The organism is Arachidicoccus terrestris (assembly GCF_020042345.1).
Lineage (GTDB): Bacteria > Bacteroidota > Bacteroidia > Chitinophagales > Chitinophagaceae > Arachidicoccus > Arachidicoccus terrestris.
The window spans coordinates 3,252,259-3,267,966 of the sequence record NZ_CP083387.1 but is presented as its reverse complement, the minus strand read 5'-3'; the positions used below and the strand labels follow the sequence as shown (position 1 = coordinate 3,267,966).

The 15,708-nt window shown below is 45.5% G+C and carries 11 protein-coding genes; 10 read left to right on the top strand and 1 reads right to left on the bottom strand.

Going from position 1 to position 15,708, the window contains the following annotated elements:
- Window positions 1-34 precede the first annotated feature (34 nt).
- The 10 genes from K9M52_RS12720 (at window position 35) to K9M52_RS12675 (ending at window position 13,098) form a co-directional block, all read left to right on the top strand.
- Window positions 35-961 (top strand): DMT family transporter, encoded by a 927-nt coding sequence (locus K9M52_RS12720; RefSeq protein WP_224068805.1) that lies wholly within the window; start codon window positions 35-37, stop codon window positions 959-961.
- 19 nt (window positions 962-980) lie between these two features.
- Window positions 981-2,084, top strand: a complete 1,104-nt coding sequence (gene mutY / locus K9M52_RS12715) for an A/G-specific adenine glycosylase (protein ID WP_224068804.1) — start codon at window positions 981-983, stop codon at window positions 2,082-2,084.
- A 108-nt stretch (window positions 2,085-2,192) separates the two neighbouring features.
- Window positions 2,193-2,855 carry an NAD(P)-dependent oxidoreductase gene (locus K9M52_RS12710; RefSeq protein ID WP_224068803.1) on the top strand — a complete coding sequence of 221 codons (663 nt, stop codon included), beginning with the start codon at window positions 2,193-2,195 and terminating at the stop codon, window positions 2,853-2,855.
- Window positions 2,856-3,120: 265 nt separating this feature from the next.
- On the top strand, window positions 3,121-7,413 hold the full coding sequence (rpoC, locus tag K9M52_RS12705; protein WP_224068802.1) for a DNA-directed RNA polymerase subunit beta': 4,293 nt from the start codon (window positions 3,121-3,123) through the stop codon (window positions 7,411-7,413).
- A 211-nt stretch (window positions 7,414-7,624) separates the two neighbouring features.
- Entirely contained in the window at window positions 7,625-8,245 is a 621-nt protein-coding gene (locus tag K9M52_RS12700; RefSeq protein ID WP_224068801.1) for an OmpH family outer membrane protein, read from the top strand.
- Between the two features lie 163 nt (window positions 8,246-8,408).
- Window positions 8,409-9,155, top strand: coding sequence for an esterase family protein (locus tag K9M52_RS12695; RefSeq protein ID WP_224068800.1), 747 nt, complete (start codon window positions 8,409-8,411; stop codon window positions 9,153-9,155).
- Window positions 9,156-9,182: 27 nt separating this feature from the next.
- Window positions 9,183-10,148 carry an ATP-grasp domain-containing protein gene (locus K9M52_RS12690; RefSeq protein WP_224068799.1) on the top strand — a complete coding sequence of 322 codons (966 nt, stop codon included), beginning with the start codon at window positions 9,183-9,185 and terminating at the stop codon, window positions 10,146-10,148.
- 25 nt (window positions 10,149-10,173) lie between these two features.
- A complete protein-coding gene (locus K9M52_RS12685; protein ID WP_224068798.1) occupies window positions 10,174-11,271 on the top strand; it encodes a carboxylate-amine ligase in 1,098 nt (365 codons plus the stop codon).
- Window positions 11,272-11,367: 96 nt separating this feature from the next.
- A complete protein-coding gene (locus K9M52_RS12680) occupies window positions 11,368-12,222 on the top strand; it encodes a type 1 glutamine amidotransferase (RefSeq protein ID WP_224068797.1) in 855 nt (284 codons plus the stop codon).
- Window positions 12,223-12,618: 396 nt separating this feature from the next.
- Window positions 12,619-13,098, top strand: coding sequence for a GNAT family N-acetyltransferase (locus K9M52_RS12675; RefSeq protein WP_224068796.1), 480 nt, complete (start codon window positions 12,619-12,621; stop codon window positions 13,096-13,098).
- A 140-nt stretch (window positions 13,099-13,238) separates the two neighbouring features.
- On the opposite strand, the gene K9M52_RS12670 is transcribed toward K9M52_RS12675, so the two are convergent.
- The gene (locus tag K9M52_RS12670) at window positions 13,239-15,659 is read right to left on the bottom strand and encodes a glycoside hydrolase family 2 TIM barrel-domain containing protein (RefSeq protein WP_224068795.1); all 2,421 of its coding nucleotides are present in this window, start codon (window positions 15,657-15,659) and stop codon (window positions 13,239-13,241) included.
- Window positions 15,660-15,708: the final 49 nt, after the last annotated feature.

Below are 15,708 nucleotides of genomic sequence, written 5' to 3'. Positions count from 1 at the left end.
CAGGCATTACGAACATTAAAGTCAATTATCAGGCATGAAACAGGCGCTTATCAAGCTGCACATTGCAGTTTTTCTCTGGGGTTTTACCGGCGTGCTGGGCAGAAGCATCAGCCTGAATGAAGGGTGGCTTGTCTGGTGGCGTATGCTGCTGACCGTCGTCACTATGTGGATTCTGTTTGGCAGTACCGGTAAGATCAAAAAGGTCTCTCTCAAAGAATTTTTGACGATCGGCGGTATTGGTGTACTGCTGGCCATGCACTGGCTCTGCTTTTACGGTAGTATAAAATATGCCAATGTCTCTATCGCGCTCATCTGTCTTTCCGGGTCGGGGTTTGTCTCCGCCATTCTGGAGCCGCTTTTTTTCGGCCGGCGCATTAATATAAAAGAACTCTTTTTTGGGCTGCTGACCATCGTCGGGATCTTTATGATCTATCAGACCAATCTGCACTTTTCAACCGGTTTTTATATAGGCATCCTGGCCTGTCTGTTAACCGTTACCGTATCCATCCTGAATAAAAAGATCGTTGACCGTTATCAGCCCGAGTCCTTTACCCTCTATCAGTTAACGGGAGGCTTTATCGGCCTGAGCGCCCTTATGCTTTTTTACAATCATGCATTTCCAGCTATAACATGGATACCCGCAAAAATGGAATGGGTCTGGCTTATCGTATTGGCCTGGCTCTGTACTATATTTACTTTTATTCTCTATACACAGTCTTTGAAAAAACTCAGTGCCTTTACCATGAACCTGACGCTCACCCTGGAACCCGTCTATGGCATAGTGTTGGCCTTTGTGATCTACCATGAAAACAAAGACCTTTCTAATACCTTCTATATCGGGTTTCTGTTCATCCTGTTTGCCGTATTTCTGCAAACCATGTCGCTCGCTAAAAAGCGGCCGGCCACAGCTACTGCGCCATTACCAAAATGGTGGCAGTTCAAATTGAAGCAACAAAAATAGTAGCTTTGTTGCCATCATTATGGCAACAGCACCCAAAAAGACAAAACAGACAAAGACAACCTCTTTTACAGACAGGCTGCTTCACTGGCATCATCATATCAACAAAAGAGAAATGCCCTGGAAGGGTGAAAAGGACCCTTATAAAATCTGGCTCAGCGAAATCATTCTTCAACAAACGCGGGTCGAACAAGGCCTGGCTTATTACGAAAAATTCGTCCGGCATTATCCCAGCATTGCGGATCTGGCTGCCGCTCCTTCAGACCGGGTATTTAAAGACTGGGAAGGTCTGGGATATTACAGCAGATGTAAAAACCTGCTGCATACCGCTGAAGTAATTGCCCGGGAATTTAACGGCATATTTCCGGACAGTCACGATATCATCCTTAGTCTGAAAGGGATTGGACCCTATACCGCCGCCGCTATCTGTGCCTTTGCCTTTAACCAGCCCTATGCCGTACTCGACGGAAATGTCTTCAGGGTACTGGCCCGTATCTATGGTGTAGAGACGCCTATTGACAGCACAAAGGGGAAAGAACAGTTCCGGGCCCTGGCAGAAGCAGCACTCAGTAAAACACATCCTGCCGCCTATAACCAGGCTATCATGGATTTCGGCGCGACTGTCTGTAAACCGGCAGCACCCCTTTGCAGTACCTGCCCAATGGTGGATATTTGTGTAGCCAGCCGCACAGCGCAGGTTAATAGTTTACCTAAAAAAGAGAAAATCCTTCAGAAGAAAACCCGGCATATCAGTTGGCTGATACTGGAACTGAAAACAGAAAGCCTTTTTTACGTGCAAAAAAGAAAAGCCGGTGATATCTGGGAAAATCTTCATGAATACTACCCCGTTGAAACACCCGCTAAGCCAGAATGGACCGTCGAAGTTTTGCAGGAGCTGATCTTAAATCAACTTGGTGTAAAAGCTCTCCGTATTCAAAAGCTTCCTGACGCCAGCCAGCAATTGACCCACCAGAAAATCTATGGCTACTTTTACCAGGTAAAAGTAGCTCCAAGGCCAGCCAACCTGCCAAAGACACATTGGCTGTCCAAAAAACAGATTAACCAGTTGGCCTTCCCTAAATTGTTAAAAGAAATACAATTTGACGCCGGTAGCGATAAAATTTGATCATTGCTAGCTTTTACAACCAGGCAAAGCCGCTAACTTTATAGCGTTGTAATAAGCTTATTCTAGGTAGAGCTTTATTATTTTACCCAATAGCCTTAAAACACAGGAATGGATGTAGCGCTGATCGGAGCCAGCGGTTTCGTCGGAAGTCATGTACTGCAGGAACTCTTGTCCAGGGGCCATAAGGTCACGTCCATTGCCCGTCATCCGGATGCCGTCGCGCAAACAGTCCGGTCCAATTCCCAAGTACATATTCAGCAGGCGGATGCCACTGTTCCGGGACAACTGGCCCCCTTGCTGTCTCATCAGGATGCGGTCATCAGTGCCTTTAATGGAGGATGGATGAACCCTGATCTTTATGAGACCTTTATGGAAGGAGCGATCAATATTCAGAACGCAGTTGAGGCTGCCGGAATTAAGAGATTGATTATCATAGGCGGTGCAGGGAGCTTATTGGATAATAAAGGCCAGCAATTCGTTGATAGCCCTGATTTTCCAAAAGCCTTTTTTGCCGGCGCTGCCGCAGCCAGGGATTACCTGAACATTATCCGGCAAAATAAAACGCTGGACTGGACATTTATCAGTCCGGCCATTGAAATGAATAAAACTACCGCCGGTGTCCGCCGTGGCCATTACAGAACCGGTCTGGATACGCCGGTATTGGATGAAAAAGGCAGGTCAGCGATTTCGGTAGAGGACCTTTCCATGGCTATTGTAGATGAACTGGAAAATCCCGCGTTTATCCGAAAAAGGTTCACAGTTGCTTATTAGTAAAGCTTCAAGGATAATCAGGCTTTGACCGGTCAGATTTAGGGTAAATTTTAATTTTTGTTTTGCGGGATTAATATTACCTTTGCGGGTCTATGTACATTGACTTTTTGCGTTTTTCTCGGTTTTTAGTAGGGTATACTACAGGGTAACCTGTGTCAAATAGTCTGTAACACATTGATTAAAAATGTAGTTACAGTTTTTTATTTGTACCCTTCCAAAGGCCGGAAAACAGCAGAAATTTTCATTTTCAAATTTGAAATCATATATGGCAATCAAGAAAGACAATCGCCCAAGATCCACCTTTTCTAAGATTACGATTGGTCTGGCTTCCCCGGACACAATCTTAGAACGCAGTTTTGGTGAAGTTTTAAAGCCTGAGACCATCAACTACCGTACTTACAAACCAGAACGTGATGGTCTGTTCTGCGAAAGAATATTTGGGCCGGTTAAAGATTATGAATGTGCCTGCGGAAAATACAAGCGTATTCGCTATAAGGGTATTGTCTGCGACCGTTGCGGTGTGGAAGTAACTGAAAAAAAGGTCCGTCGCGAGCGTATGGGCCATATTAAACTGGTAGTTCCCATTGTACATATCTGGTATTTTAAATCCCTTCCCAATAAGATCGGTTATTTACTGGGTACTAGCTCTAAGAAGCTGGAAACCATCGTGTATTATGAAAGATATGCAGTTATTCAGCCTGGTGTCCTGGAAGAAAAGGGCATGAAGGTCGGAGATCTGTTGACTGAAGAAGAATATCTGGATTTGTTGGAAACTCTTCCAAAAGACAATCAGTTCCTGCCAAACGATGATCCGCAGAAGTTTATCGCCAAAATGGGCGCTGAGGCTGTTGCCGATTTATTGAACCTGCTGGATCTGGATCAGTTGAGCTTTGACCTGCGCAATGCAGCCGCCAATGAAACCAGCCAACAGCGTAGAGCTGATGCACTAAAAAGACTGAGTGTCGTGGAATCTTTCCGTGACGCGTCTACCCGTATCACCAACCGCCCCGAGTGGATGGTAATGCAATATATCCCTGTTATTCCACCGGAACTTCGTCCTCTGGTTCCATTAGACGGTGGCCGCTTCGCGTCCTCTGACCTTAATGACCTGTACCGCAGAGTGATCATCCGTAATAACCGTCTGAAAAGACTGATGGAGATCAAAGCCCCTGAGGTGATCCTGCGTAATGAAAAACGTATGTTGCAGGAAGCGGTGGATAGCCTGTTCGATAACTCCCGTAAGTCCAACGCTGTTAAAGCAGAGGGTGGACGGGCCTTAAAATCCTTAAGCGACGTCTTAAAGGGTAAACAAGGCCGTTTCCGTCAGAACCTGCTCGGTAAACGTGTGGATTACTCTGGTCGTTCCGTTATTGTGGTCGGCCCCGAAATGAAAATGCACGAGTGTGGCTTGCCAAAAGATATGGCCGCTGAGCTCTTTAAGCCATTTATCATCAGAAAACTGATCGAAAGAGGTATTGTAAAGACCGTTAAATCTGCCAAGAAACTGGTTGATAAGAAAGAAGCAATCGTCTGGGATATCCTGGAAAACATTATGAAGGGACACCCTGTACTCCTTAACCGTGCCCCTACGCTGCACCGGCTTTCTATCCAGGCCTTCCAGCCGAAGATGGTAGAAGGTAAGGCGATTCAGTTGCACCCGCTTGTAACGGCGTCCTTCAACGCCGACTTTGATGGGGACCAGATGGCGGTACACGTACCACTCAGCAATGCAGCGATCCTTGAAGCGCAGCTGCTGATGCTGTCTTCCCACAATATCCTGAATCCGCAAAACGGTACCCCTATTACCCTTCCTTCTCAGGACATGGTACTGGGACTTTACTATATTACCAAACAAAAGAAAAGCACGCCTGAAGAACCTGTAAGAGGTGAAGGCAAGATTTTCTACAGTGCAGAAGAAGTTCTGATCGCCCGTAACGAAGAACGCGTAGACCTGCATGCGGTTATTAAACTGCGTGCCACTGTACGTGAAAAGAACGGTGATCTGGTTACTAAGCTCATCGAGACCTCTGTAGGCCGCGTACTGTTCAATCAGTTCGTTCCCAAGGAAGTGGGTTACGTTAATGCGCTGTTGACCAAAAAGAGCCTTCGTGAGATCGTGGGTGACATCATCAAGATCACTGACGTTCCCGCAACCGCTAAATTCCTGGATGATATCAAACAATTAGGCTTCCGTATGGCCTTTGAAGGCGGATTGTCCTTCTCCATCAATGACCTGATCGTTCCTGATACCAGAGATGAACTGCTGAACAATGCGAAGCAGGAAGTAGAAGAAGTATGGGACAACTATAACATGGGGCTGATCACGAACAATGAAAGATACAATCAGGTGATCGACATCTGGAGCCGTGTGGATACACGTCTGACAGAAACCCTGATCCATGAAATGAGAACTGATAAACAAGGTTTCAACTCTGTATACATGATGCTGGATTCCGGTGCCCGTGGTAGTAAACAGCAGGTTAAACAGCTGGCGGGTATCCGTGGATTGATGGCCAAGCCCAGAAAATCCGGCAGCACTGGTTCTGAGATCATTGAAAATCCGATCCTGTCTAACTTTAAAGGAGGCCTGAATGTATTGGATTACTTCATCTCTACGCACGGTGCCCGTAAAGGTCTGGCGGATACGGCCCTGAAAACAGCGGATGCCGGTTATCTGACCCGCCGTCTGGTAGACGTGTCCCAGGATGTGGTTATTACAGAAGAAGATTGCGGTACATTACGTGGCATTGCAACTTCTGCCCTGAAAGACAATGAAGAGATCATTTCACCGCTGTCTGACAGAATTGAAGGCAGAACCTCTTTGCATGATATCTATAACCCGCTGACAGGAGAGTTGATCATTAAAGCTGGTGAAGAGATTACACATAATAAGGCGATTGAGATCGAAGAAGTCGGAGTTGACACGGTTGAGATCCGTTCCGTACTGACTTGCGAGGCTAAACGCGGCGTTTGTGTTAAATGTTATGGAAAGAACCTGGCCACCGGCTATATGGCGCAAAAAGGTGATGCCGTTGGTATTATCGCCGCACAGTCCATCGGTGAGCCCGGTACCCAGTTAACACTGCGTACCTTCCACGTGGGTGGTATCGCGGGATCTTCTTCCGTTGAATCTTCTTTGTTAGCGAAGTTTGATGGTACCGTGCAGTTTGATGGTCTGCGTACCGTACATACAGAAAACAATGAAGGTGACAAGGTAGAGATCGTTATCGGCCGTACCGGTGAAATCCGTATCTCTGACGTCGAAAATGACCGTCTGCTCAATACACATAATATCCCTTATGGTTCTACCCTGAACGTGAAAAACGGCCAGAAGATTAAAAAAGGTGATGTAATTTGTACATGGGATCCATTCAACAACGTAATCATTGCTGAACAGGCAGGTACTATCGGGTTTGAGAATATCATTGACGGTATCACCTACCGTGAAGAAGCGGATGACCAGACCGGCCACCGTGAAAAAGTCATCATCGAATCTAAGGATAAGACAAAACTGCCTTCCATCATCATCGACGGAAAGGATCAGAAAGAATATAACTTACCTACCGGCAGCCGTCTGGCCGCAGAAGAAGGCGATACAGTCAGAGCCGGCCAGGTTATCGTTAAAATCCCACGTACGATGCGTAAGGGCGGGGATATCACCGGGGGTCTTCCCCGTGTTACCGAGCTCTTCGAAGCACGTAACCCAAGTAACCCGGCAGTGGTTTCTGCCATTGACGGTGTGGTAGCCTTCGGTAATATCAAACGTGGTAACAGAGAGATCGTGGTTGAAGCTAAAGACGGTATCGTGAAAAAATACCTGGTTCCGCTGACCCGCCAGATCCTGGTGCAGGATGGTGATTTCGTGAAAGCCGGTACGCCGCTTTCTGATGGCCAGACTGCTCCGATTGACATCCTGTCTATCAAGGGACCATATGCTGTCCAGGAATACGTTGTAAACGAGATTCAGGAGGTATATCGCCTGCAGGGGGTTAAAATCAACGATAAACACATTGAAGTGATCGTTCGGCAGATGATGAAAAAAGTAGAAATTGTGGATGCCGGAGATACCCGCTTCCTGGATAATGACCTGGTGGACCGCTTCGAATTCAATGACGAAAACGATAAGATCTTCGATAAAAAAGTGGTCACTGAAGCCGGTGACAGCCAAAACTTCAGAGCGGGTCAGATCGTGGGAGTCCGTGAACTCAGAGAGGAAAACTCTTTATTGCGCAGAGAAGACAAGAAACTGGTAGAAGTAAGAGATGCACAGCCTGCCACCGCTCATCCGGTGCTGCTGGGTATCACAAAAGCTTCCCTGGGTGTGCCTAGCTGGATTTCAGCGGCCTCCTTCCAGGAAACCACCAAAGTGTTGAGTTCTGCTGCCATTCAGGGTAAATCTGACGAGATGATCGGTCTGAAAGAAAATGTCATTACCGGCCATTTGATTTCCGCCGGTACTGGTTTACATGAATTTGAGAACCTGATCGTTGGCAGCAAGGAAGAATATGAGCTACTGGCTACCGCCAGGGAAGCCATGAGTTTCGACGAAGAAGAATAAATCACTTCATAAATTTTAAAAAGCAGGAAGCCCTGGTTCGCCGGTTTCCTGCTTTTTTATTTTATGCACGTCTGAGAAAATCTAATTTTGGGTAAACATTCCCAGAATAAAAGGGGCAGCTTAACATTTTTTAATACAGAAATTGGTATTTTCACACCTGAAAGTTTTGAAAACCTCAAAGCCCGAAAATCAGCATAGAAATTTGAACAGCATGAAGAAATTTTTTATTGTATCTAACATTGTCCTGATCGTTGCCGTCATTATTTTGTTTTTCCTGCACTTTGGCAAAAAGTCGAAGGCGGCCGGCGACCGTCCTGCCTCTCATAGAGATTCCGCAAGGGGCGCACAACAGGCACAACGCATCGCTTATTTCGAAATGGATTCTATTGATGACAGTTACAAGTATATGAAAGATGCCAAAGAGGCATTGATCAAAAAGAACAAGCAAGTAGAAGATCAGATCAACGACCTGCAAAAAGAAGTGAATGCCAAAATCCAGGAAGCGAATCAAAAAGGCCCATCTATGTCTCAGGCGGAGCAAATATCTTACTCTAAAGAAATAGATGAGCTTTCCAGAAAAAACAGAGATAAGATCCAACGGCTGGGACAATCCCTAAGTATGGAAAGAGACGTCCAACTACAAAAGGTCAGAAATAAGATTCAGCAATACCTGAAGCAATTTGCCCAGGAAAAAGGTTATAGTTATATTGTAGGTACCAATGAAAATGATAATTTTTACTATAAGGATTCTACCCTGGATATCACAGGGGAATTGCTGTCTGCCTTAAATACCGAGTACGACAAAGAAAATAGTGACGAAAAAGGAAAGTAGCAGCCACATTAAGCGGGTTGTTACATCCCGATACAAATAAAAAAGGACACCTGACAGAGATCTGTACCAGTTGTCCTATTTTATTTGTATCGGGAAAATATTGGCTTAGACGTACCACTTTTGATTGTTGGGTTTGAACTTTTCGTATCTTAGTAGGGAGGACTTGGCGCATCAAAAACAAGCCCGTCAGAAAAACAAAAACGTGAAAGAAGCCTATCATAAATGGTACTCTCCCAACTTGCAGGAGGAGGCTGAACTGCTTGTATTTGGCTACGCAGGGCGGCCTGTGATATTATTTGCCACTTCCATGGGCAGGTATTATGAGGCCAAGGACCGGGGTCTGATCGGAAGCGTTCAGTGGTTTATCGATAATGGCGACATAACTGTGTATTGTCCTGGTAATATCGATCACCGATCATGGTATGACAAGGACCTTCACCCGGCAGACAGAGCAATAGAACAACAAAAATACGATCAATTTATCCTGGAGGAAGTCTACAGCAGAGCAACAGCAGAGACAGGCAGAAAACAGGTGATCACCGCAGGATGCAGCTTTGGTGGTTATCATGCTGCCAACTTCGGGTTCAGGCATCCTGATATCACCGACACCGTGATCAGCATGAGCGGTATTTTCGACATCGCCAGTCATACCGATGGATTTGAAAATGACACGATCTATTATAATAATCCCATGGCCTTCTTAAGGGATGACAACCGGCCCGAATTATGGGCACAGCGGGTGATTCTGGGAACCACCTGGTCAGATATCTGTCTGGAACAAAACCAGCGAATGGCCGGTATATTAGAAAACAAAAAAATGCTTCACTGGCTGGATATCCGGGGTGATCAACCACATGACTGGCCTGTTTGGAAGCAGATGTTTCCCCATTATATATCCATAACACTTTAACCGCTCTTCTATCCTAAAAACGACTACATGAATGACACAAAAAAAATCGGTATCCTCTTTGGTCAGGAGAATAGCTTTCCCCAGGCCTTTATTCAGCGGATCAATGATATCGGACAAGGAGCCTATCAGGCGGAAGCGGTACTGATCGACAAAGTATTCCAGGGAATGCCCACAACCTATCATGTTATTGTGGACCGGATCTCTCATGATGTCCCCTTCTACCGGGCATTTGTCAAGAATGCAGCCTTACAGGGAACTGCAGTGATCAATAATCCGTTCTGGTGGAGCGCTGACGAGAAGTTCTTTAATAACTGTCTGGCAGAGAAAATTGACATTGCCCTGCCCAGAACGGCCATACTTCCCTCCTTTGAGTTGCCGGAGGATACCACAAAAGAATCTTTCCGGAATCTGGCCTACCCGCTGGATTGGGACAGTATATTCGGTTATGTAGGCTTTCCGGCCTATATGAAGCCCTTTGCCGGTGGCGGCTGGAAGTCCGTCTATCGTGTAGAAAATACGGATCACTTTTTTGAAGTACATAAAGATACCAGCCGGCTGGTCATGCTTCTACAGGAAGAGATCTTATTTGAAGAGTATTATCGTTGCTACTGCGTTGGCGGCAAGTATGTAAAGACCATGGGCTACGATCCTAGAAATCCGGCCCACTTGCGCTATCAGGCGGATTTTGACCCCAGCCCGGAATTACTGCGGCGAATGGAAAACGATGTCCTCAAGATCAATCAGTATTTAGGCTATGATTTTAATACTGTAGAATTTGCAGTAAGGGACGGCATACCCTATGCGATTGACTTCTGTAACCCCGCACCAGACGCCGATAAAAACTCAGTAGGGGAAGAAAATTTTGAATGGGTCGTCGCGCACATGGCACGCTTTGCCATTGAAAAAGCCGAAGACTTTAAAGAGGGTATAGATAATCTCACCTGGGGTAAGTACCTTCGTCGGGTTATCAGCAAAGAACCTTTGATATCTTAAAAGCCGTTTTTCAATCAACCCAAACATGAACTTAGCGCAATTTACCATCGGGATTGAAGAGGAGTATATGATCATAGACCCTCAGACTTTTGAACTCAAAAGTCATCAGAACAGGATTGTTGAAAAGACAGAACTGGCACTGGAAGGCAAAGTAAAAGCTGAGATGCACCAGGCCGTGGTCGAGGTCGGCACCTCTATCTGTAAAAATGTTGAAGAAGCCAGACAGGATATCCGCCAGCTAAGAACCACTATTGCAGGCATCGCAGCCTCAGAGCAGCTGCTGGCCGGCGCATCCGGCACCCACCCCTTCTCTTTATGGCACAAACAGTCTATTACAGAGAATCCACGCTACCACGAAATCGTCAATGAGATGCAGGACGCCGCCAGATCTAATCTCATTTTCGGGATGCATGTACATATCGGTATAGAATCCCGGGAAATGGCGATCCATATCGCTAACTCCGTACGTTATTTTTTACCACATATCTATGCTCTTTCAACCAACTCACCATTCTGGGAAGGCAGAAATACCGGTTTCAAATCTTACCGGTCGAAAGTCTTTGATAAGTTTCCCAGAACAGGGATCCCGGATTTCTTTGAGTCCATTGAGGAGTACGACAATTATATCAAAGTGTTGGTCAAAACCAATTGTATTGATAATGCCAAAAAGATCTGGTGGGATTTGAGGGTACACCCTGTCTACAATACCATTGAGTTCAGGGTATGTGATGTCGCACTGACCACTGATGAGTGCATATCTCTGGCCGCACTGTTTCAGGCCGTTTGTGCCAAGCTCTATAAGTTGCGTACCCAGAACATGAATTACATGATCTATAAACGCTTTTTGATCAATGAGAATAAATGGCGTGCCTCCAGGTACGGATTGGACGGTCTCTTAATCGATTTTGGAAAGGAAGTAGAAGTCCCTGTAAGACTGCTGATCGGCGAGCTCCTGGAATTCATTGACGATGTAGTAGATGAACTGGGCAGCCGCAAGGCCATAGCAGACGTGGAAAAAATACTGAGAGAAGGAACCGGAGCCGATAAACAACTCAACATTTTTCAACAGACCGGCCGCTTAGAAGATGTCGTTAAATTTGTAACGGATGAGTTTTTGAAATAATTTATACCCTACTGGTAAAAAGAAAGTTGTAAAACAACGTTTGCTCAACTGGCGCAGCTGAACACCTGAAAAATTTAATTTTCGTACCTTTGCGGGATGTTAATGCAGGCAACTCAGACCACTAAAATCAATATTGCAGTGCTGGATTTAAATAACGGCGTCCCCAACCAGGGACTTCGCTGTATATTAAATATCCTGCAGCAATACCAGAATGAACATCAGCTACCCTTTGATATAACGGTATTTGATGTTCGTCAAAAAGATGAGGTGCCAGATAGCTCCTTTGATATTTACATCTCCAGTGGCGGTCCGGGATCTCCTTTTGACGAAGAAGGCTGGCAGTGGGAGCATAAATACTTTGACCTGATCAACCAGCTCTATTATTTTAATACCCAGGCGGCAGAGGAGCAGAAAAAACATGTCTTTTTTATTTGCCATTCATTCCAGCTGGCCTGTCGCTTCTTCAAGATTGGCAAAGTCTGCAAAAGGAAATCCACCTCTTTCGGCGTCTTTCCGATGCACAAAATCTGGGGTGGTTTACATGAGCCCCTCTTCGAGCTGTTACCCGAACCTTTTTACGCGGTTGACAGTAGAGACTATCAGGTAATACAACCCGATTTTAACCAGTTAAACTCCATGGGCGCTACAGTGCTCGCCCTAGAAAAGGAAAGACCGCATATACCTCTGGAAAGAGCCATCATGGCCGTGCGTTTCTCTCCTGAAATGATCGGCACCCAATTCCATCCGGAAGCCGATGCCATCAGTATGCGGGATCATTTACTGAAAGACATCAATAAAGCCCGTGTTATTGAAGAACACGGAGAAGCAAAATACTGGGACATGCTGGATAAACTCGACGATCCGGATAAAATCCTGCTGACGCAAAAAATAATATTACCCGCATTTTTGGACCAGGCACTGGAAAAGAAGACTGTAGCCAGTACGGTCTAACCTTTTGCATAACAGCCCAAATTTCAATAGAAAGCGACCCTCCTAATAATCCCGCCAAAATTCATTTTTTTATACAGTTTTAGCGAATTATAAAACAGAAATACGGCTAAAATGATGGGAAGATATCACGAAACAGAATCAGGCTTTGTCAGTTCCTATCGCTATTATGAGAACAATAAAAAACGTATAGGCTGTCTGGTGAATACACAAAATTTTATCTCGAATTCATCTCCCAAATAAAGATTTAGGATTGGAAACCTGGCAGCGGCTGCACCAATCCTCCACATTCCTGTCATGGATCGGCTTTGCCTTTGAATCCCTCTGCTTGAAAAGATCCGGTAAAAAGATTACATTTGAATCTGGCTATCCAGATTAACCTATTCAAATTAAGCGGCTATGATAATCCCTTCTATACAATTACACCCTTCCAGGCAGGAAGACCTGAACCGCTTTTTTGTTTTCCAGTTAGATGACGCGGCCGGCAAAATGGCGGCATTTATGCCCAAAGACCATACGGATAAGGCTGCTTATATGGAAAAGTATACAAAATTATTGATTGACCCAACCATTAATATGCAGACGATCTTTATTGACGACAATATTATTGGCAGCATCTCCAAATTTGAAATGGAAGGCCATGCAGAAATCACTTACTGGATCGATAGAAAATATTGGGGCAAAGGTATCGCGACCCGGGCACTCGAACGGTTTTTGGCGCTTGAAAAAATACGCCCCATCTATGGCAGAACCGCTTTTGACAATATCGGTTCACAGAAAGTATTACAGCATAACGGCTTCAAACAGATAGGGAGTGACACGGGATATGCCAATGCCCGGCAAGCTGAAATACAGGAATTCATATATCGGTTGGATTAGAACAATTATTTAGCTGCACTGATCTATTCAATAAATATAGATGCCATATCGATAAATAAAGACACCCTTTAAAAATTTGCAGTGACACATGCATTTTTCCAAAGGGCGTCTTTATCGCTGTTTATTCCAAAGCGTATCTATTATTGTACATCTATTTCAACGGTAGCCGGCTGTAACCCTTCCCCAGTAACCGTAAGTGTTAATTTGCTTTTATGGGTATGTGCCTTAACGATAGCAAGGGCAAGGCCGTTATAGGCTTTACGGGCTTCTTTATCGGAGAAGGGTGTCAGATCGGTTTCATTGCCATTATCCAAAGCGGCAATCTCACCGTCACCGTTTAAGGTGAAATGCAGCAGATGATCCGCATCGGGCACCAGATTACCCTTCTGATCGACGACCTGTATTTTTACAAAAGACAGGTCATGACCATCTGCATCGATACGGGACCGGTCCGCAGTTGCGATCAGCTTATACGCGGCACCCGCAGTATGGACCTCTGTTACTTTTACAACCTTACCGTTCTTTCTGGAAATCGCCTTTAATGTACCGGGCACATAGGCAATGCTATCCCACTGAACATGTAGCGCATCTCCCGTCTTTTTACGAGTACCCAGGGATTTTCCATTGAGCAATAATTCAACTTCATCAGCATGATTATAGTACGCCCAGATATCAATCTTCTGCCCCGGTTGCCAGTTCCAGTGTGGGAAGATATGTAATACATCTTTATCCGTAAAAAGACTCTGGTACAGATAGTAAACATCTTTCGGGAATCCGGCCAGATCCACGATTCCAAAATAGGAGCTTCTGGCCGGGAAAGGATAAGGTGTTGGTTCTCCCAGATAGTCAAATCCTGTCCAGATATACATGCCGCTTAAATAAGGATATTTAAGCAAGGGTTTCAAAGTTTCTTCATGAGTCGAGCCCCAGGGCGCCGAGCTGTTATCATAGGCGGAGCAAGTATACTCAGGTGTTCCACCATTTTTTTCTTTGCTAAAGCCGGACCAACGCCTGATAGAATCAGAGGGCATCAGATACTCTCCCCTGGATTGCAGGGAAGACACGGTTTCCGTTAGAATAAATTTCTGTCCGGGGAACTCCTCAGGCAATTTAGCCCAGCCCTGATGATGGTAGTTAACCCCAATCAGCCCTAAAGCGCCCGTACCCGCTATATTATTATCATGGCGAGGATCATTCATCGCCGAGGTCGTGGGGTGATGATCCAGGCTGTCCACAATAGCCGTCAGTTCCCTGGTAATGGCCCGGCCCAAAGTGTCTTTGTCTCCTCCTCCCTGTTCGGGAATTTCATTACCGATGCTCCACATAAAAACGCTGGGATGATTACGGTCCCGGAGTACCTGATCTACCAGATCTTTGTGATGCCATTGATCCCAATATAAATGGTAGTCATAGACATTCTTTTTCCACTTCCACATGTCAAAGGCCTCATCCATCACAATGAATCCCATCTTATCACAAAGTTCCAGCCATTCCGGAGCAGGCGGATTATGAGAGGTCCTGATCCCGTTTATCCCCATATCTTTCAGAATCTGCAACTGTCGCTCCATGGCGCGGTAATTCACCGCGGTTCCCAAAGCACCCAGATCATGGTGCATGCAAACACCTATGATCTTAACAGATTTGCCATTCAGATAAAAACCTTTCTCCCTGTCAAAATGGAAACTTCTGATACCAAAAGTAGTAGTATAAGTATCTTCCTTCCTGCCCTTCAGATATATCTCGGTCACCGCTTTATAGAGATGCGGAAATGCCAGGTTCCATAATTTTGGAGCAGCGATGGCCGTCTCTTTGCTCCTCTCCAGCATCTGATCCGCCTTTAGCGAAAACTGATCTGTCAGTATTTTCACCACTCTTTTCTCATCATCGAATATCACAGTCTTGACTTCCACCGGAACGGTTCTATTCAAAGTATTCTTCACTTTGACCTGTACATTCAGCGTGGCCTGCCTTGCAGAGACCTGTGGTGTCGTAATATAGGTCCCGTATTGATCTACATAGACATTACCCTTTTTCTCCAGCCACACATTCCGGTATATGCCACTCCCGCTGTACCACCGGGAGTTGGGCTGGTGGTTATGGACCAACACCTTTATTTCATTTTTGGCCCCAAATTTCAGATAGGGTGTGAGCTCATACTGAAATGATATATAGCCGTTGGGGCGCGTACCCAGCTCATGGCCATTGATCCAAACGGTGCTATTCATATAGACGCCATCAAAATCAATAAAAAGATGTTTCCCTTTATCTGAAGCAGGCACAGTAAATTCTTTCTTATACATAGCGGTACCTCCTCTTAGCGCCGCACCGCCGTTTCCGCTGGGGCTATACGGGTCAAAGGGTTGTTCGATGCTCCAGTCATGAGGTAACTGTACCGTCTTCCAGGGTTGTCCGGCAAGTTTAACCGGATCATAGACATTCGCTGTATCCAGCTGAATCTGCCAATCATTGTCAAAAGAGACACGTGTACTTTGAGCCTGGGACGTGATGGCAGTTGCCAGCAGAAGGCCGATGCCGGATAGCATCTGTAGACTTTTTTTCATGGATATATAATCTTAAATCTTGTCATTAGTTCAGATACCTCTGGCGTAT